Consider the following 19,665-nt stretch of genomic DNA (forward strand, 5'->3'; position numbering starts at 1 on the left):
CGCGCGGCGGCTTGTGATCTAGTACAATCATCCGACCCATGAATCAGCGAGACACCGGCTATGTCCTCGGAACCCAATCGCAGCTTTCAGACGCCACGGCGCGAAGAACTCGATCTTTCCACACTTACAAGCGGCGCCGGCCTATCTGTATCGGCGCTACCGAACGGTACGCTGTTTGCCATAGACTTCGCCGACCAGCAGGGCGGCGTCATGATCAACCAGGTGCTGGGATCGCCCGTTTACGGCGGCATCGGGCGCCTCTATCTTCGCACCGGCGGGACGCAGCCTGCGGTCGCTGAAATTGTCGGCCCAAAGGCCGCGGTGCGTTTCGGCCATGACGAGACGGGCTTTTGTTGGGGCGGCGAGACCGGTGGCATCAGGCATAAAGTCCGGCTGCAGCTCGATCCCAAAACCACCGCGTGGTTCTGGCGGGTGTCGCTTGAAAATACGACTGGCGACGCACTCTCGGCCGATCTCGTGCTGATCCAGGATGTCGGCCTCGGCGATCGCGGCTTCCTGATGAATAGCGAAGCCTATGCTTCGCAGTATATCGACCATCATATTGCGGATCATTCTGCCTTTGGTCCCGTGGTGATGAACCGGCAGAACCTCAAGCAGGGCGGCGGGCGCAATCCCTGGCTCGCACAGGGCTGCCTTGATGGGGCAGCGGCCTATGCCACAGACGCGATCCAGTTGGTGGTGCCGGCCCGCGGCGGCGACGCACAAATGGTGCCGGGCTTTGGCGAAAGCCTGCCGGGCACGCGCCGGCAGCACGAAGTCGCCTGCCCGGCGATCCAGTCGAAGCCACTCGCGCTCGCGCCAGGGGCTGCCGTGACCACAACATTCTTTGGCCTGTTCGTTGCCGATCATCCCGCGGCCTCCAGCGATGCCGACCTTGCACTCCTTGACGCCCTGCCGCAGATGCTCAGCCAACTGGCGGCGACGGATATTGCTGACGACCTGCCGGTCCGCAGCCTGGTGCAGGACGCGCCCCTGTTCGTAACCGAGCCTTTGGACGAAGCCACGATCAATCGGCTATATTCGAAGCGGATGCTGGAAGAGCGTATCGATGGCCAGCTCTATTCCTTCTTCGTGCCCGACGGCTCGCTCAACCGCCATATCGTGCTGCGTGAGAAAGAACATGTCGTCGCCCGCCGTCACGGCGCCATTATCCGTAGTGGCCAAAACATGCTGCTGGACGACCAGACACTGGCCGCAACCTGCTGGATGCAGGGCATCTTCGCCGCCCAGTTGACGATCGGCAATACGTCTTTCCACAAGCTGTTCTCCGTTTCCCGCGACCCCTACAATCTGACACGGGCGAGCGGCCTGCGCATCCTCGTCGATCTTGGCGAAGGCTGGCGCCTGCTTGGCGTCCCCGCTGCCTTCGACATGGGGCTTAGCGACGTCCGTTGGACCTACAGGCTCGCCGGCCGCACCATCACTGTGTCGGCTATCGCCTCCGGTGACGATCCCTCCATGCAGTGGAACGTCACGGTCGAGGGCGCCGCCTGCCGTTTCCTGGTGTTCGGCCATATCGTGCTCGGCGAACGTGACTATGAAGCAGTCGCGAACATCGAGATCGACGCAGCGGCCAAGCAGATATCGTTCCGCCCTCAGCCGTCCTGGCTTTGGGATCGCTATCCACATGCCGCCTATCATCTCGTCACCTCGACGCCGGATGCCTTCGAGGTTATCGGCGGCGACGAACTTCTCTACAGCGACGGCGTATCTCGCAACGGCCCCTTCATCGCGCTCAAGTCGTATCAGACGCAAAGTTTCAGCTTTGCGGTCACCGGATCGATGACCGACGCAGCGGCAGGCGAAGGTCTTGCCGAACGCTACAAGGCCGGCGTCAGCAGCGAAGAGATGCTTACCCCTGCACATCGTTTCTGGAACCATGTGACGCGCAGCATACGCATCGAAGGCGACGGGCCCGATGTCACCGCACAGGCTGTGATGTTGCCCTGGATTGCACATGATGCGATCGTTCACTTGAGCGTGCCGCACGGCCTCGAGCAATATACGGGCGCTGCCTGGGGGACGCGCGACGTCTGCCAGGGACCGGTGGAATTCCTGCTCGCCTATGAACACGACGCCGAAGTAAAGCAGGTCCTGCGCACCGTCTTTTCTGAGCAATATCGGGACCGGGGCGACTGGCCGCAATGGTTCATGCTGGAGCCCTATGCCAATATCCGGGCTGGTGAGAGCCATGGCGATATTGTCGTTTGGCCGCTGAAGGCGCTGTGCGACTATTTCGAAGCCACCGGTGATCTTGCCTTCTTGGCCGAAACCGTTCCATGGCGTGCCGACGACACCATGCAGCGAACCGAGGAGACGGCCACGATCTCCGCACATGTCGACAAGCTGCTCGACACCGTGCGAAGCCGTTTCGTGCCCGGCACCAGCCTGATCCGTTATGGCGAAGGCGATTGGAACGACAGCCTGCAGCCCGCCGATCCGCATCTGCGAGATTGGATGGTCAGTAGCTGGACGGTCTCGCTGCTCTACGAGCAACTCGTGCGCTACGCCAAGATCCTGACGCTGGTCTGCCGAGCCGGGGAGGCGCAGACGCTCAAGGATACCGCCGCCGCCATGCGCGACGATTTCAACCGCCTCCTGATGCGCGACGGCGTCGTCGCCGGCTATGGCGTGTTCGATCCGAGCCATGACGGCGTCGAGCTGCTGCTGCATCCGCAAGACACCCGCACAGGCCTGCATTATTCGCTGATCGCGATGACGCAGCCGATGCTGGGTGGTCTCTTCACGCCGGAGCAGAGGCATGCGCACTTGAAGCTGATCAAGGACAACCTCCTGTTCCCGGATGGCGTGAGGCTGATGGAAAAGCCGGCGACCTATGCCGGCGGACCCGAGACCTTGTTCCGCCGCGCCGAATCCTCGTCCTTCTTCGGGCGCGAGATCGGGCTGATGTATGTGCACGCGCATCTGCGTTACTGCGAGGCGCTGGCGCTGGACAGCGATGCCGAAGGTGTCTGGAACGCTCTGGCGCTCGCCAATCCGATCGCGGTCACCGGTCGGCTCGAACAGGCATCGCTGCGACAGCGCAACACCTATTTCAGCAGCAGCGACGCGGCTTTCGCCGATCGTTATCACGCGTCTGATGATTGGGATCGCGTCAAGGCCGGCAATATTGCCGTTGATGGTGGCTGGCGCATCTATTCGAGCGGCCCCGGCCTCTATACGAGGAGCCTGATCAACAATGTCTTCGGCTTCAAACGGCACTTCGGCGAACGTATCCGTAAGCCGCTATTGCCGGCATCGATTGCCGTTTCTGAAGTTGAACTGAATTTCGAAGCCTAGACGCGAAGGGAGCCGCTTATTGCGGCTCCCTTCCAGTTTTGCGCAGTTGTGTGGCAACCGTCGCCAACGCCTTCTGACCGACTGAGCGGCCCACCGATCTCACCCGATGTCACTTCACGGGCATGACGACCGGGGCGCCCTTGTTCTTGAGCAGCACGACGATGAATTTCACCGGCTTAGTATCGCTTGCGTTGCGGCTGACCAGGTGGATGTCGGTGGGACTTTCGTAATAGGTCTCTCCGGCCGACACGGTGACCTCTTTTTGTCCCTTGACCTGCATTACGACCGCGCCCTCCAGAACATAGACGAATGCATTCGCCTCGTGCTTGTGAATGGGCGAAGAACCTCCCGGTCCATACTCGACTGATATCATCAGCCCCTCCTTGCCGGGATAATTTGGGAGGTCCTTTTGCATCAGCGGTGTGACATGTGCAGTGTCATCCGCCGCAACCGACAATGTGCCAAAGAGGCAAACTGTCGCCGACACCAATAGCCTGAGCAAATTTGAATTCATTGTCGTAGTCCTCCTGGTTGTTCAATCGTAGATGTGCGTTTGCAGTGGACGCATCGTTTCAGATATCCAGCAGCGAAGCGTCCTGCGCGGCTTGCGCCAATAGTTGCGAAGTCGAGCCGACGAACGTGACGGTCTCATTGAGCGGCGCCCGGCCGGTGCGGATGTAAGGCTCCGTGACGTCCTCGTAGCCGATCGACATGCCGCAGAACAGGACGAGCCCTTCCCGCGGCGACAGGATCTCGGCGACAGTCTTGCGATACACTGACCAAGCCATCTGGGTGCAACTGTGCAACCCCTCGCCGCGCAGCAGCAGCATGACAGTCTGAAGATACATGCCGACGTCGGCCCACTGAGGTAGACCCAGCTCGCGGTCAATGTAGCAGAACAGGGCGGCGGGCGCGCCGAAACAATCCCAATTCGCGGAAGCGGCTCTCTGACTTGCCTCCCAGTCGCCGTCCGCAATGCCGAGCGCGCTGTAGCGTTCATGGCCGAAGGCGGATCGGCGCTCGCGATACGGAGACTTCATTGCGGGCGGATACATTTCGTATTCCCGTTCGTCCCAGGGGCCGTGTGCAGCGACACGTTTTCCGGCCCGCTTCTTGAGTTCGGCAAGCGGCGCGCCGGTCACCACATAACTGTTCCATGGCTGGATGTTCGAACCGGACGGCGCCCAACTCGCGGCAAGCAGCACGCGCTCCAGCACCTCCTTCGGGACGTCCCGGTCGATAAACCTGCGCACCGCCCGTCGGCTTTTGACCGCCTCATACACGTCCATAATCGCTACCTTCCAGTTGCTAAGTCCCGAGCAACCAAGGGGTACCAATTTGAGATGAGCCAGCCAATTATGCGCAGTGTTTGTCCGCGCACTGCCATTGGTTAGACGAAGCCATACCAAGGGTTAGGTGAAACGTCGTACTGAGGCTGCAGCCACCTCCTGGCTAGGTTCGAGCACTTGCCGCGCCGGGCGCCACGATAAAGGCCGCGCGGCGATCGAGCGCGCCGCTCCAAAGAGTGAGGATAAGGGCGACCGCGACCAGGATGGCACCGACCCAAGGCGTGGCACCGAGGCCAAGCGAGGAATCCACCACCAGGCCGCCGATCCAGGCGCCCGCCGCAATGCCGAGGTTGAAGGCGGCGATGTTCAGCGCGGAGGCTACGTCGACAGCCGCCGGGCGCACCTGGCGGGCAAGCTGGACGACATAGAGCTGCAGTCCCGGCACATTGGCGAAAGAAAGGAAACCGAGGGCGGCCAAAGTCGGTATTGCCAGCCAGGGCGAAACGGCGGTGAAGCTGAAAAGCACGAGCACGACTGCCTGGGCGACGAAGAGTCCCGTCAGTGCCTTGACCGGATGGCCATTGGCAAGGCGGCCGCCGACGACATTGCCGACAGCGATGGCAACGCCATAGAGCACCAGGATCAGACTGACGGCGGAGGCCGCAAAACCGGTCACTTCCTGCAGGATCGAGGCCAGGAAGGTAAAGGTGACGAATGTGCCACCATAGCCCAGCGCCGTCATGGCGAAGACGATCAGCAGGCGACCGCTTGCAAGCACGCGGATCTGCTCGCCGATGCCCGCCGGCGGCGCCTTCTTCAGGTTTGACGGCAGCAGCAGCGCAATGCCGGCAAAAGCGATGACGCCGAGGACAGCGACGGCAGCGAAGGTGGCACGCCAGCCGAAGGTCTGGCCGATGAACGTGCCGAGCGGCACGCCGGTGACGATCGCGACTGTCAACCCCATGAACATCATGGCGATCGCCGAGGCCCGCCGATTTTCCGGCACCAGATCGGCAGCGATGGTCGATCCGACGGAGAAGAAGACGCCATGGGCGAAGGCCGAAAGCACCCGGGCGACAAGCAACAGCTCGTAACCGGAGCTTAGAGCCGCCATGCCGTTGCCGGCGACAAAGAGCGCCATCAGGCCGAGCAGCAGCGGCTTGCGCTCGATGCGGCCGGTGAGTGCCGTCAGGATCGGCGCTCCGAAGGTGACGCCGAGCGCATAGACGCTGACGATGAGGCCTGCGAGCGGGAGGGTGATATGAAGATCGGTGGCAACGGTTGGCAGCAGACCGACAATGACGAATTCGGTGGTGCCGATCGCATAGGCCGCGATCGTCAGGGCAAAAAGAGCTGATGGCATAAGATGACCCGATCGAAAAAGCATCCGGAAGCGCGTCCGGCTGCGCTGGTTCTTGTTCGGGCAGAATATGGCCTCAAGACATTCAATCGATAATCGGCTACATAAACTCAACACTTGTGAATTTGATTCAAAAGATGAGAACGTGGTGGATAATCGCGCCGGTGAAATGGACGTCTTCGTGCAGGTGGCTGAGCTTCACAGCTTCTCGGCGGCGGGGCGGAAATTGCGCTTGTCCCCCTCCGCCGTCAGCAAGCTCGTCACCCGGCTGGAGGACCGGCTCGGCGCGCGCCTTCTCGTGCGCACCACCCGCTCGCTGCAATTGACGCCGGAGGGAGAGGTCTATCTCGAACGCGCTCAACGTATCCTCGCCGAAATACAGGAGACGGAGCGTATCGTGGCAGCCGGTGGCGCTGCCGTCCCGCGCGGGCCTCTGCGCGTCAGCGCATCCGTCGCCGTTGGCGTGCGCTGCATCGTGCCACTTATTCCGGATTTCCTGGCACTCTACCCGGAAATCGAACTCGATATCTCGCTCAGCGACAGCATCATCGATATCGTCGGCGAACGCGCCGATGTCGCCATTCGCTCGGGACCGCTACGCGACAGTTCGCTGAAAGCCCGCAAGCTGCTCGAAAGGCGACGTGTCATCGTTGCTTCACCGGCCTACATCGCTAGACACGGGATGCCGGCAACCCCCGACGACCTCGACCGTCACAATTGCCTGACCTTCAACTTCCGCCCGACCGCCGAGGGGTGGCCCTTTCGCGATCCTGCAACGGGATCGGAGTTCGTGAAACCGGTCTATGGCAATCTCCAAGCCAATAATGGGCCGACGGTGCGCAGCCTCTGTCTCGCCGGGCTTGGTCTTGCCCGCGTCGGATATTTTCACGTGCAGCCGGATATCGAGGCCGGTGCGCTGGTGCCGGTGCTGGAGGATTTCAATGCGGGAGATATCGAGCTGATCCATGCCGTCTATGCCGGCCACGATCATCTTGCCGCCCGTATCCGCGCCTTTATCGACTTTCTGGCATCGCGAATCACGTAAAACAGCGATGACCATTCGATAAGCAGAGGGCAGGATTTGGAGACGGCACTTTATCTTCCGATCAAGAATTTCCTGGAAGCAGCCGGCTACACGGTAAAGGGCGAGATCGGCAATTGCGATCTTGTCGGCTTGAGCAGCAACGAACCGCCTGTCGTCGTCATCTGCGAATTGAAGCTGACCTTTAATCTGGAGCTTGTGCTGCAGGCGGTCGATCGGGCGGCGGCAAGCGATGAGGTCTGGATTGCCGCCCGCGTCTCGGCGAAGGGCAAGGGGCGAGAAGGCGACCGCCGGTTTCGCGACCTCTGCCGCCGCCTCGGCTTCGGCATGTTGGCCGTATCCGACAGCGGCACCGTCGACGTCATCGTCAGCCCCGTCGCGCCCATGCCCCGCAAGAACACGCGCCGACGATCACGCCTCGTCGAGGAACACAGGCGGCGAAAGGGCGATCCTGCGCGCGGCGGCAGCACGCGAGCGCCGATCATGACCGCCTATCGCCAACAGGCACTCGCCTGCGCAGTTGCGATCCAAAATGGCCAGCAGCGCCCCAGAGATATTCGCGCCAATGCCCCTGAGGCCGCCAAAATCCTGCAGCACAATGTATATGGCTGGTTCGAACGCGTCGACCGCGGCATTTACGCCCTGACCGAACTTGGTGCTGAGGCGCTGAAGCGCTGGCCACCAACGGATGGCGCCTAAGCAATAAATATGGAGAAATTCCGGCTGCCAAACATTAAATTCTAGTAATGTCTTGCAATATTGTAATATAAACATGATCAATATTTAATTTGTAAAAGTTACCAGGCGAGCCATATAAATCAACAGCGCCAATTCTTCTTTCCGCTGCAAATTCTGCAGTAACTTCGGGCAATCAAAGTTCTTGGGAAAGAATAGAAGTGGACTCCGTTTGACGCCTGGTCCTGGACATGGACCCAAGACGCCATATCGCCAACGTTCTCGTAAGGGACATTTGCCATGTCATCTCTACTTCGCAAGCATCGCACCGCAGCCATCGTGGGTGCGGCCATCATCGTCGGCGCGGGTGCCCTGCCCTTCGCCCTCACCAGCCCCGCTGCCATGGCCGCCAACGAACCCGGCGGCATCATTGCCCCCGGCGGCTCCTTTGCGCCGATCGTCGACGCCGACAAACCGGCCGTCGTCACCGTTACCACGACCATGAAGGCAGCCGACGCAGGCGCTGATGCCGGCGATTCTCCGATGGACGAGCAGTTCCGTCAGTTCTTCGAGAACCAGGGCATCCCCTTCCCGCAGCAGCAGGCGCCGCAGCGTAATCCGGCCCAGCGTGCCAAGGCGCTCGGCTCCGGCTTCGTTATCAGCGCAGATGGCGTCATCGTCACCAACAACCACGTCATCGAGAATGCCACCGACATCAAGGTGACGCTCGACGACGGTACCGAAGTGCCGGCCAAGCTTCTGGGCGCCGACGCTAAGTCCGACCTCGCCGTTCTGAAGATCCAGACGCCGAAGCCGCTTGCAACCGTCGCCTGGGGCGACTCCGACAAGCTGAAGCTCGGCGACCAGATCCTGGCGATCGGCAACCCCTTCGGCATCGGCACGACCGTCACCGCCGGCATCGTTTCGGCTCGCGGACGTGACCTCCACAGCGGCCCTTATGACGACTTCATTCAGATCGACGCCCCGATCAACCACGGCAACTCCGGCGGCCCGCTGGTCGATCGCGACGGCAATGTCGTCGGCATCAACACCGCCATCTATTCGCCGAATGGCGGCAGCGTCGGCGTCGGTTTCGCCATTCCTTCCAATGAAGCCAAGGCGATCGTTGCAAAGCTCGAAAAGAACGGTTCGATCGATCACGGCTATCTCGGCGTTGCCATTCAGCCGGTGACGAATGATGTAGCCGATGCCGTTGGCCTGTCGCAGCCGCAGGGCGCCCTGGTCGCCAACGTCACCGACGGAACGCCGGCTGCTGATGCTGGTATCAAGAGCGGCGACATTGTCACCGCCGTCGGTAACGAAACCGTCAAGACGCCCAAGGATCTGTCGCGCCTCGTTGCCGATCTTTCTCCGGGCGACAAGCGGTCGGTCACTGTGTGGCGCAATGGCAAGAGCGTCGACGTGAACGTCACCATCGGTGGCAACGACGACAGTAAGCAGGCGGCCAATGACAAGGGTGACGGCAAGGTTCAGCCGTCCAACCAGCCGAGCATCGGCGTCGGTCTCGCCAACCTGACCCCTGATCTCCGCCAGCAGATGAACCTGCCGCGCAATGTCGAGGGCGCCGTTGTCGCCAGCGTCAATCCCGACAAGCCGGCAGCCGCCGCCGGCGTCCAGACGGGCGATATCATCGTCTCGGTCAACGATAAGCCGGTGCACGATGCCCATGAAGTCCAGAGCGCGGTCGCAGAAGCCGGCAAGGCAGGCCGCAAATCGGTCCTGCTGCTGATCCAGCGCGACGGCAACAAGACCTTCGTGGCTGTGCCATTCGCAGCAGCATAAGCATCCGTTAAAGGACAACTGCTGTAGGACATCTGTGCCTCGTCTCTGTCACTGGAGGCGGGGCGCAGGTGTGTCTGGACGAGAGTGCGGCGATGACCGGGGATGATGTATGCGCCTGCGCGCACTTGTCGCGAGCAGGGCAATTTTTAACGAAAACGTCACTTGTCAACGACTGGTTTACGATGTCGTCAGAGAAGACCGACACGCAACACTCCCACAACAGGCCTTTCACTGATACATAACTGTTTGCTCAGACTGTATCGTAGCGTGGATTGCGAGGGGAACATGCGTAAGGCAGTGGGAGAACAGATTTTGGGGTCGGTACCTGTGGATGCCGACCAAATGATCGCGCGCCCGCGCTCGACGGAAGAGATCCCGCAGACCCGCGAACCCAGTCTCGCCGAGCGCTACGACTGGCTCGTGGCCATGATCAACCACGTGCCCGACTATATCTATGCAAAGGATCTGGAGGGGCGCTTCCTGTTCGCCAACAGGGCCATCGTCCTGAACAATGGGCTCGAGCGCGTGGAGGACATGGTTGGGCTGACGGATTACGACCTCCATCCATCGGCCGCGGCTGAGAGCATAGCCGCCGTCGAACGACACGTCATGGAGAGCGGCGAACCCGATCTCGGATTGGAAGAACGCCGTTTGAGAGGCAGCGGCTGGCTGATGATGTCGCGCGTGCCGCTCAGGGACAAAGCTGGGAAGGTGATCGGCGTCGTTGGGGCGTCGCGGGACATCTCTTCCCGCAAACGCAGCGAAAGCCTGATGAAGGCTCAGGCGCAACTTCTCAAGGCGGTGGCTAAGGGAGTGCGTCTTGACGCGTTGCTGCGGGACGTAGCCGATCTACTCGAAGAGGTCATCCCCGGTATCGCCGCCGCCGTGCTGCTGCACGACGAAGGCGCTGAGGAACTTCATGTCGCAGCGGCGTCCCAATCGGCAGCCGCCATTTCGATGTCGCCGGCAGGTATCTTCGACAACCCGGCATCCTGGCGCTGCCTCGCAATCTCGTCGGGTGATGGCGGGCAGCATGGCGTGCTGGCCGTGCAAGAATCTTCCAGCCATGAAGCCAGTATGTGGGAGTTCCTGACCGGCGTCGCTCAAACGATCGGCATCGCGATCGACCGTCACTATGACGCTGAGCGCATCACCTTCCTTGCTGAACACGACGCCCTGACCGGATTGCCAAACCGCGCGCTGCTCGACCGAAAGCTCGATGATATGCTGCGGCGTGCCGGCGAAACCTCCGGGAGAGTCGCGGTCGTCTTCCTAGACGTCGACAACTTCAAACTCGTGAACGACAGCCTCGGTCACGCGGCCGGCGACGAGCTGTTGAAGATCGTTGCGAACCGGATCACCGAGGAGATCGGACGAGACAATCTGGTATCGCGCATCGGCGGTGACGAGTTCATTCTGGCTCTCCAGCAGACCCAAGAAGACTTCGTCCCGCGGCTGGCGCGCATCCGTGAGGCCATCGCACGGCCGCTTACCTTGGCAGGAATGAACCTGCAGCTCACGTGCAGCATGGGAATGGCCTGCTTTGCCGCACACGGCAAAACGGCCACCGAACTGTTCGCCAACGCGGATATGGCGATGTATCGCGCCAAAGAGAACGGCCGGAACAGTATCCAGGTGTTCGACCCAGCTATGGCGGAGAACGCACGGCAAAAACTCGGACGTTCAGAGGAACTGAGGCGCGCCATCGAGCGGGACGAGTTCGTCTTGCACTTCCAGCCGCAGAAAGACATGACCACGGGCGAGATCATTGGCGTGGAGGCGCTCGTGCGCTGGAACCATCCGACCGACGGGCTCGTCTTTCCCGGAGAATTCATTCCGCTTGCCGAGGAGTCCGGCCTCATCGTTCCGATTGGCGAGGCTGTCCTGCGCAAGGCCTGCGGTCAGGCGAAAAAATGGCAGAAACTGGGGCTGCCGCCCGTGAAGATTGGCGTCAACATGTCGGCCCGGCAATTCCAGGAACCTGGCATGATCCGGCATGTGGCCACCGCCCTCGCAGAGAGTGGTCTTGAACCGCAGTGGCTCGAGATCGAGGTCACTGAGAGCCTTCTGATGCGCGACGTGCAGGGGGCGATCATGAAGATGCATGAACTGAACGCCTTGGGCGTCAGCCTCGCGATTGACGATTTCGGCACGGGCTATTCGAGCCTGAGCACGCTGAAACGCTTTCCCCTGTCGCGCCTCAAGATCGACCGATCTTTCATCGCCGATATTCCGGATGATGCCGACGATATGGCAATCACCTCCGCAATCGTCTCGCTTGCGCGGATACTGGCGTTGGACGTGATCGCGGAAGGCGTGGAGACGGAGGAGCAGGCCCGTTTCCTGTCGGAGGCCGGATGCCATGCCATCCAGGGCTACCTGTTCAGCAGGCCCATCCCGGCGGAGGAGATGACGCGCGTGATGCGGGAGCGGTGTTAAGGTCTAGATCTCACCTTCATCTGCCGTGTGAGACGGTTTTCCGCCGTCTTAACCTCGTTCAGGCAGTCGGGTGGGACAGCACCTGCAGGCCGGCGGATATAAAGGCCAGCCACAGAGCTTCGCTCCAGTGATTGAAGGAGTGAGCCGAATAGCGCTGTCGCGTCAAAGCCGCAATCAGCCCCATCAACAGCGCGTAGAGTTGGAAGCAGCGCGCTGCGGAGAGAAGATAGTTCGACCGGGCAAATAGCGATATCACGATCGCCACAACGCATTTAATCACGAACCGATTGACGGTATCGCGTGATGTCTGGTCCAGCTCGATGGCCATGGGCGGCAGCTTTTTTCTGAAATCAATGCATCAATTGCGTGACGCCGGCGGCGCCGACGGAGAAGACGGCGATGACGCAGGCGAGCCGCACGAAAATTCTGACATCATGGGAATGGGGCGCGGCCTGATCGATTTCCCCGGCGCCATCGTATCTCCTGGAGGCGCGAAGTTCCTGCTCCTGCTGCAAATGCTGAGCGAGATATTGAATGCCGTAACGAGCGTACATCGCTTTGATCCTTTTGCTGACAACGGATGTCGCGGGCGACAACCGTCGAGATCAGGCTAGAAGGACCGGCATAGTTTTTCGATTGTGGGAAACACGGCGTAAAATAAAAATCTGCTAAAGGATCGCGGCTTCCAACAGAAGGGGCGTTTCTGCGTTGAATCATGATAGTTTTTGTCCAAACTCTGCCGTGGTGATGATAGAGAAGAGCGTGGGGACGGATAGGAACCGCCCGTCGGCGGGCCTTGCGTTCTGCCGATACCATCGACGGCATAAAGGCTTCAGGACTTTGGACGGGGCTGAGCGACAGCAGGAGTTGGAGTGACCGATCCATACGAGATTCTCGGCATCGGACGCGATGCGAGCGAAGAACAGATCAAGACGGCCTACCGCAAGAGGGCGAAGACGGCGCATCCCGATTCCGGCGGCGACGTCGATACTTTCGGGCGGCTACAGAAGGCCTATGAGCTGCTTCTGGACCCCGTGCGCCGAAAGCTCTTCGACGATACCGGCTACGACGTCGAACTGACTGACGCTGTAGATTTACAGGCGCTGGTCGCCATCGAGAAGCTCATCACCGATATGGTTCTGGACGAGCGCGAACCCGGAACCTTCGATCCCGTCGCCCATATGCGCGCCAGTCTTATGGACGAAATCCGCAAGGCAAATTTCAGCAAAAGCGAACTGGAGCGTCATTCCGACCGTATCCGTCTTCATTTGGATCGCCTGGGAAAACGCCCCGGCAAGGATGTCGTAGGCCATATGCTGCGTGCCCGTATAAAGGCCATTGCGACGGCGATCAGCGAAACGGAAGCAAAGATCGACGCCACCGAGCGCGCCTGCGACATGCTCGAAGGCTATCTCTATGTCATGGACACACCGATGCTCGAGGAAGAAGAACCGACTTCTGATGTCGAATGGGACGACGCGCCCGAGGCCCGCTCTGCCGCCCAGTGATTCCCGCCGATCAAAAGCCTCCGTGAAACGCGGGAACTTTCGACCGGCAACCGGGTTTTTCCTCCGCGTTATTGTCGAAATCCGCCGGCGCCATACGACCAGTACTGGGCCGCGGATCGCACAGGGAGGACACCATGATCAACGAAGATGGATACATACCGGCTGCTGAACTGGCGCAAAGGAACGGCGCCAGGTTTCCGAATGAAAGCAATGAATACCGGCAGGCTCGAAACGACCTGCTGGCTGAGGAGATCGAGCTTCGGCGGCATATCGAGCGCGTCGCCGCGCAACGGCGTGCGCTGCCGCCGGGTGGCATGGTGAAAAAGCACTATCAGTTCATCACCCCGGACGGTCCGATCGATTTCGCCGATCTCTTCGACGACAAGGAAACCCTGCTGATCTACAGCTACATGTTCGGACCGGAGAGAGCGCGGCCATGCCCAATGTGCACATCGTTCCTTTCGGCGCTGGACGGTGAAGTGCTCGATATCGAACAGCGAATGGCCATCGCCGTCGTAGCTCGGTCGCCAATCGAAAGACTGCTCGATTTCCAGCGGGAACGCCGCTGGCAAAATCTGCCGCTCTATTCCGACCCGACCGGCGAATATAGCCGCGACTATCGTGCGCTCGGCACCAATGGCAGCGACGATGCGGCCATCAATGTCTTTACCCGCCGGGACGGAACGATCCGGCATTTCTGGAGCGAGGAAATGGGCCCGGTGACCGCCGACCCCGGCCAGGATCCACGCGGCGCTCCCGACCTTATGCCGCTATGGACGATTCTCGACATGACGCCCGAGGGACGGGCAAGGGATTGGTATCCGAAGCTCATCTATGGACATGCGTGACGGGAGAGACGTTGGCTATTTCCCGTCGGCAACCGTGATATTGGCGACGGGGCCAGCTCCCACGGCTTTGGCGATCACCGCGGCAAGCTGTTGCTGATTGAACGGCTTTGGGAGGCGGGGCAAATCGTTGTTGCTTCCGGCCGGCAGCTCGGCATAACCGCTCGCGAGGATGACCGGCAGGTCGGGCAGGCGCTCAGCGATCGCCGCGGCGAACTGAGAGCCTGTCATCCTTGGCATGGCATGATCGGTGATGACCAGATGGATGTTGTCGTGATCAGCCATCAGCTTCAGCGCCTCCTCCCCTGAATAGGCCTGCAGAACGGTATGGCCAAGATCCTCCAGCATCAACGCTGTATTCATCAGGACCAGCGCATCATCGTCCACAGCCAGAATATTGAAAGACCCGCCGCCTGCAGGTGCTGCTTCCGCGACCTGCTCATCCGCCCTCATGTCTGTCTCCGCCGCGACAGGAAGCCAAAGCTCGGCGGTGGTCCCCTCGCCCTTGCACGATTTCAGGACCAATTTGCCTCCTGACTGTGCCATCAACCCTTGAATCATGGGCAGTCCCAGGCCTGTTCCCTTGCCCACCCCCTTGGTCGTGAAGAATGGTGTCGTTGCATTGGCAAGGGTCTCTTCGTCCATCCCCTCTCCCTCATCCCTGACGGAGAGACAGATATAGGACCCTGCTTCCAGACCGCGCGCTTCACCCTTGGTAATCTCCTGGCACCTTGCGGCAATGACGAGGGAACCGCCCCTTGGCATGGAGTCGCGCGCGTTCACGGCCAGATTCAACAGAGCATTCTCAAGCTGGTTCGGATCGGATTTCACTCTCGGAAGGCCTAAGGGGAAATGTGTCTCGATCATCATCGATGGACCCATCGCGCCCTGCAGCAAGTCCGTCATATTGCGAACCAGCTCGATCACGTCGAACGCCTCGAGCTTGAGTTCCTGACGTCGAGAAAAAGCAAGCATCCGCTGCGTCAGCGCCGCGCCACGCTGCGCGCCTTGGATGGCGTTATCGATCAACGGCGTGATGTTGGGATTGTCGGCGATACGCTTGCGCATGATCTCCAGGCTGCCGAGAACGGCCATCAGCAGATTGTTGAAATCGTGCGCCATTCCACCGGTCAGTTGGCCGACGGCTTCCATCTTTTGCGCCTGGAACAATTCTTCCTGCGCCTGTTCCAGCTTGCGCTGGGCATCCCTTTTTTCAGTGATATCGCGAGTGACCTTTGCGAACCCCAGAAGGGATCCGTCATCTCCGCGAATGGCGTCTATGACGACGCTCGCCCAAAACCGGGACCCATCCTTGCGGACCCTCCAGCCTTCATTTTCGAATCGTCCATCTTTGGCGGCGATATCGAGCGCTCTCCAGGGAAGCCCGGCCGTGCGGTCCTCCTCTGTGTAGAAGCGGGAGAAATGCTGGCCGAGTATTTCTTGTTGTGTGTAGCCTTTGATACGCTGGGCTCCCGGATTCCAACTGGAGACATGCCCCTCGGGATCGAGCATGTAGATCGCGTAATCTGCAACCCCCTGAACGAGGATGCGGAACTGCTCCGCGCTCTGCCTGAGTTCAATTTCCGCCCTTCTTCGTTCGGAAAAATCGCGCGTAATCTTTGCAAATCCCAGCAAATCGCCCTCCGCATTTCTAATCGCATCGATAACCGCGTGCGCCTCACCTTGGCGGTGATACTGTCCTCTGACGTTTCTAAACGTCACTAAACTGTCGGAACCCGGTTTAGTTCCCTCAGAGACCCGGAACCCTGATCAAAAGCTGCCTACGGACGTTTGCGTTTCTATTCGCTCAAGCTCGAATACATCTCTCCGCGCCGAACTCGAAATCCGTTAACTCAATGTTTATTTTGATATAATGCAAATGCAGATTCATATGCGCTTTCTTCGGCAATGGATCGTTAACCATGACCGTACTCATCACCGCGACAACGAGGCTCGCGTGCGACCGAAAAGCCAAAGCCGGTCGTCACGACAATTCGGAATGTATGCTTGCTGTCACCCTGCTGATGCGGCCTGGCGATTACGAAAATGGCTCGCTTGGCCCTCGGGCGGGAGTGGTGAACCAATGCGGACCATCCGCTGCCATGTAGATATGGTCTTCCAGTCGAATCCCGAATTTGTCGGGAAAGACGATCATGGGCTCGTTGGAAAAACACATGCCGGCGGCGAGCGGCGTGGCATTGCCGCGGACGATATAGGGCTCTTCGTGTATCTGCAGACCGAGGCCGTGGCCAGCGCGGTGAGGCAGTCCGGGGAGGCGGTAGTCGGGACCGAGAGCATGTTTTGCAATCACCCTACGCGCTGCATCGTCAAGGCTCGAGCAGGGCGCGCCGAGCTTGGCAGCATCGAAGACCGCCTGCTGGGCCTCGCGTTCGATCGCCCAGGCCGCTTCGAATTCTTTGTTGCCGCCTTCAAATACATAGGTGCGGGTAAGATCGGAATGATAGCCGTCGATCTGGCAACCCGTGTCGACAAGCACGACGTCCCCTTTCGCAAGCGTCTGATCACCTTCGGCGCCATGCGGCAGCGAAGTCGCCGTTCCGAAGGAAACGATACAGAAGGTCGAGCCTCCATCGGCGCCGACCTGGCGATGCCGGCGGTCGATGAAGTCGACGACTTCAGAAGCTTTGATGCCTGGCTTCATCAGCGCATGCGCCTGCTTCTGGATGTCGAGCGTCAGGTTCATGGCGTATTGAATAAGAGCGATCTCGGCTGACGATTTGATGCGCCGCAGGCTCCGTATGATGACGCCGCCGTCCGTCAATCTTCCGGCGCCGAAAGCCGCCGCGAGCCTGTGGTAGAAGAAAAGCGGCAGCTCGTCGTCAAGTGCGAGCGAACCGGCTTGACCCAGCAGGCGTGAAACGAGCTCGGCGCTGTTCTCCTCTTCCTCCCACACCAAAATTTCGCCAGGTAGATGCGGCAGGGTTTCCACACGGCTGCGCTCGAAGCCCGGGACGATATAGTAAAGTGCCGTAGGCGTGACCAGGGCGCCGAGGAGCCGTTCGCTCGGATGCCAGACGAGACCGGTGAAATAGCGCAGGCTGTCCGTCGAACCCAGGAGTATTCCAGCGAGCTGCTCAGCCTCCAGCGCCTGTCTCAACCGCGCCAGCCGGAGTTGCCGTTCATCGTCAGTGATGAGGGCGACGGGGTGGGACCATGTCATCTTGCTTTCCAGTTCTCGTTGTCTGTAATTTTCCCGCGGCTCGCGCCGCGTCCTGGATCGACATTAATGCGACTGTAGGCAATATGTCGACAAGAAAACGAAAAGCAAAGAGGCGATGCTCCACGCGAGTAAACGATCCCCGGCGTGCCGGTCCGCCGCAGCCGGATTGAAGAGACGCATTTGGTTTTGTTGAACGGGAGCGTGCGCTCGCTGACGGCTATGGAGCTGGAAGAACTCGGATATGGGGCCGGAGCTTTTGAAGAATTCTAGTCGGCGTCGTCCGGTATTGCTTGAATATAACGCACGATGCCATAAAAAATGCCGAAGAGAACAACCACAAAGACGCCTTGACGGATGTCATGCAGCACTGTGTGGTGATGCCTCACCAAGAGCAAAAACAAGTTGTACATGACGATGGCGAGCGCGGTCATGGCCGTTGCCAGTAAAAACACGATGTTCCGATAAATAAATCTAACCATAGCCCACCTCATTTCCTTTGATCATATAGAAGAGAAATTAGGAACGAATTAGGGACGGATCGCCCCCCTGCGGAGAACCCTACCCCCTGTGGGGATTACAAATTGTCCATGTCGGGAAAAAGCCACAATTTCCGAACTTTCTTGTCACAATTGCCTGCAAGCGTGTCTGAAATCGGTGACGCGGTGACAAGCGATGAGCCTTTCATTTCAGACCCTGGCAGCGCTGCGGTTCGGCTACGGCTTCCGTCCCGGTGAAGCGCCGCCGGCCGACAAGGACGCCCTGCTCGACCCGATGCGGGTCAGGGACGGCAACTGCCTCTTTCCAGTCGGCGGCATCGAGGCACGCCGCCAGGCGATCGGCAGTGTGATAGACCGTCTTCGCGACATCCGCGCCAGCAATATTGATGACGCCGCCAAGCGCGATGAACAGAAAACTGTCTTCAAGGAGCTTCAGCGGAGCTACCAACGCGATGCGGATGCACGCATCGCCCAGGCGGTCTTCTCACCGAACGGCTTTCAAGAGCGGCTGGCTGCCTTCTGGACGAATCATTTCTCGGTGAGCGTCGACAAGACCCAGCCGATGAAACTCATCGTCCCTCTATTCGAGGCTGAGGCGATCCGGCCTCATATTGGCGGGACGTTTCCGGATCTGCTGCGCAGCGCCACCCAGCATCCGGCGATGCTGATTTATCTCGATCAGGCGCAGTCGCTCGGGCCGGATTCCCCCGCCGGCATCAGACGCAACAAAGGGCTCAACGAGAACCTCGCCCGCGAACTGCTGGAGTTGCATACGCTTGGCGCCGGAAGCGGCTATACGCAAGACGATGTGCGATCCGCCGCCATGGTACTGACGGGCATTACGGTCGATCGGCAGGCTGTAGAGGCCGATTTCCGCAAGGCCGCTGCAGAGCCTGGTAGCCACCAGGTGCTGGGCGTCAGCTATGGCCGAACACAACGGACCGAGCGGGATTACCTGCAGATGCTGGACGATCTGGCGCTAAACCCGAAAACCGCGGCACATATCAGCCGCAAGCTCGCTATCCACTTCATTTCCGATACGCCTCCACAAGCGATGATCGATGTCATGACCCAGGCGTGGCGAAAGACGAATGGCGACCTGATGGCCGTCTATGACGCGATGCTCGATCATCCGGCCGCCTGGACGAATGAGGGAACCAAGGCCCGGCAGCCTTTCGACTTCGTCGTGGCCGGCCTGCGCGCGCTCGATCTTCCCAAGAACGCCGCGGCAGGAGCAATTGTCGATCCGCTCGCCGATGATGAAGATGGGGTGCAGGCCATGGCCAGCAACAGTCCCCCAACGCCAGGCAATAGTTCCGCCACCCCCGACACTACGCTTGATCCTCAGGAAGCAAAACGCCGGCAGGCCGCGATCGACGCGACCTTCTACGTGCCACGCGGTCTCGGCATCTACGCGCTGCGGCGCATGGGGCAGCCGGTCTGGCGGCCGCCGAGCCCGGCTGGTTTTCCGGAGGGTTTCGATGCCTGGATCAATGCCGGCGAGCTTTCCGAGCGGATTTCGTGGGTGCGGCGTGCCATCGGTCGTTACGGCAAGCAGAAGGATCCGCGGCAGTTCCTCAAGGAGACGCTTGCGGACGCTGCCCGCGATGACACGATCCGGGTCGTATCGCAGGCGCCGAACAAGATGACGGGCCTGACGCTCGTGCTTGCTTCGCCCGAATTCAATCGTCGCTAGAGCGAGGAG

The 19,665-nt window shown here is 60.1% G+C and carries 15 protein-coding genes and 1 pseudogene; 8 read left to right on the top strand and 8 right to left on the bottom strand.

The window, feature by feature from the left end; all coding sequences use genetic code 11:
• The first annotated feature begins 60 nt into the window (after positions 1-60).
• The gene (locus PY649_RS03000; protein WP_285866644.1) at positions 61-3,321 is read left to right on the top strand and encodes a GH36-type glycosyl hydrolase domain-containing protein; all 3,261 of its coding nucleotides are present in this window, start codon (positions 61-63) and stop codon (positions 3,319-3,321) included.
• Positions 3,322-3,430: 109 nt separating this feature from the next.
• Here PY649_RS03000 and PY649_RS03005 read toward each other — a convergent pair whose 3' ends face one another.
• The 3 genes from PY649_RS03005 to PY649_RS03015 all read right to left on the bottom strand — a co-directional run bounded on the left by PY649_RS03005 (position 3,431) and on the right by PY649_RS03015 (position 5,973).
• On the bottom strand, positions 3,431-3,835 hold the full coding sequence (locus PY649_RS03005; protein ID WP_285866645.1) for a cupin domain-containing protein: 405 nt from the start codon (positions 3,833-3,835) through the stop codon (positions 3,431-3,433).
• A gap of 58 nt (positions 3,836-3,893) precedes the next feature.
• A complete protein-coding gene (locus tag PY649_RS03010) occupies positions 3,894-4,610 on the bottom strand; it encodes a nitroreductase (protein ID WP_285866647.1) in 717 nt (238 codons plus the stop codon).
• A gap of 163 nt (positions 4,611-4,773) precedes the next feature.
• Complete coding sequence (locus PY649_RS03015; RefSeq protein ID WP_285866648.1) at positions 4,774-5,973, bottom strand: MFS transporter; 1,200 nt, start codon at positions 5,971-5,973, stop codon at positions 4,774-4,776.
• Positions 5,974-6,118: 145 nt separating this feature from the next.
• Here PY649_RS03015 and PY649_RS03020 point away from each other — a divergent pair, with 145 nt between their 5' ends.
• From PY649_RS03020 to PY649_RS03035, 4 genes are all read left to right on the top strand, one after another.
• On the top strand, positions 6,119-7,015 hold the full coding sequence (locus PY649_RS03020) for a LysR family transcriptional regulator (protein ID WP_285866649.1): 897 nt from the start codon (positions 6,119-6,121) through the stop codon (positions 7,013-7,015).
• 36 nt (positions 7,016-7,051) lie between these two features.
• On the top strand, positions 7,052-7,711 hold the full coding sequence (locus PY649_RS03025) for a DUF2161 domain-containing phosphodiesterase (protein ID WP_285866650.1): 660 nt from the start codon (positions 7,052-7,054) through the stop codon (positions 7,709-7,711).
• 276 nt (positions 7,712-7,987) lie between these two features.
• Positions 7,988-9,490, top strand: a complete 1,503-nt coding sequence (locus PY649_RS03030; protein ID WP_285866651.1) for a DegQ family serine endoprotease — start codon at positions 7,988-7,990, stop codon at positions 9,488-9,490.
• A gap of 285 nt (positions 9,491-9,775) precedes the next feature.
• Entirely contained in the window at positions 9,776-11,929 is a 2,154-nt protein-coding gene (locus tag PY649_RS03035; protein ID WP_285866652.1) for a putative bifunctional diguanylate cyclase/phosphodiesterase, read from the top strand.
• A gap of 58 nt (positions 11,930-11,987) precedes the next feature.
• On the opposite strand, the gene PY649_RS03040 is transcribed toward PY649_RS03035, so the two are convergent.
• Together PY649_RS03040 and PY649_RS03045 are read right to left on the bottom strand one after the other, a co-directional pair.
• Complete coding sequence (locus tag PY649_RS03040; RefSeq protein ID WP_285866653.1) at positions 11,988-12,257, bottom strand: hypothetical protein; 270 nt, start codon at positions 12,255-12,257, stop codon at positions 11,988-11,990.
• Between the two features lie 22 nt (positions 12,258-12,279).
• Positions 12,280-12,483: a hypothetical protein gene (locus tag PY649_RS03045; RefSeq protein WP_285866654.1), complete on the bottom strand. Its 204-nt coding sequence runs from the start codon at positions 12,481-12,483 to the stop codon at positions 12,280-12,282.
• Between the two features lie 318 nt (positions 12,484-12,801).
• On the opposite strand from PY649_RS03045, the gene PY649_RS03050 reads away from it, so the two are divergent.
• Positions 12,802-13,437, top strand: coding sequence for a J domain-containing protein (locus PY649_RS03050; protein ID WP_285866655.1), 636 nt, complete (start codon positions 12,802-12,804; stop codon positions 13,435-13,437).
• Between the two features lie 134 nt (positions 13,438-13,571).
• Positions 13,572-14,285 carry a DUF899 family protein gene (locus PY649_RS03055; RefSeq protein WP_285866656.1) on the top strand — a complete coding sequence of 238 codons (714 nt, stop codon included), beginning with the start codon at positions 13,572-13,574 and terminating at the stop codon, positions 14,283-14,285.
• Positions 14,286-14,300: 15 nt separating this feature from the next.
• Here the strand turns inward: PY649_RS03055 and PY649_RS03060 are convergent.
• The 3 genes and pseudogenes from PY649_RS03060 to PY649_RS03070 form a co-directional block, all read right to left on the bottom strand.
• Positions 14,301-15,959 (bottom strand): annotated as a pseudogene (locus tag PY649_RS03060) (PAS domain-containing sensor histidine kinase); the annotation flags it as partial.
• 361 nt (positions 15,960-16,320) lie between these two features.
• Entirely contained in the window at positions 16,321-17,463 is a 1,143-nt protein-coding gene (locus PY649_RS03065) for a M24 family metallopeptidase (RefSeq protein WP_285866657.1), read from the bottom strand.
• Positions 17,464-17,729: 266 nt separating this feature from the next.
• The gene (locus PY649_RS03070) at positions 17,730-17,894 is read right to left on the bottom strand and encodes a hypothetical protein (protein ID WP_285866658.1); all 165 of its coding nucleotides are present in this window, start codon (positions 17,892-17,894) and stop codon (positions 17,730-17,732) included.
• Between the two features lie 241 nt (positions 17,895-18,135).
• Between PY649_RS03070 and PY649_RS03075 the strand changes: the two genes are divergently transcribed.
• Positions 18,136-19,656 (top strand): DUF1800 domain-containing protein, encoded by a 1,521-nt coding sequence (locus PY649_RS03075; RefSeq protein WP_285866660.1) that lies wholly within the window; start codon positions 18,136-18,138, stop codon positions 19,654-19,656.
• The last annotated feature ends 9 nt before the right edge of the window (positions 19,657-19,665 follow it).

Origin of the sequence: Rhizobium mayense (assembly GCF_030272705.1) — a bacterium.
Taxonomy (GTDB): domain Bacteria; phylum Pseudomonadota; class Alphaproteobacteria; order Rhizobiales; family Rhizobiaceae; genus Rhizobium; species Rhizobium mayense.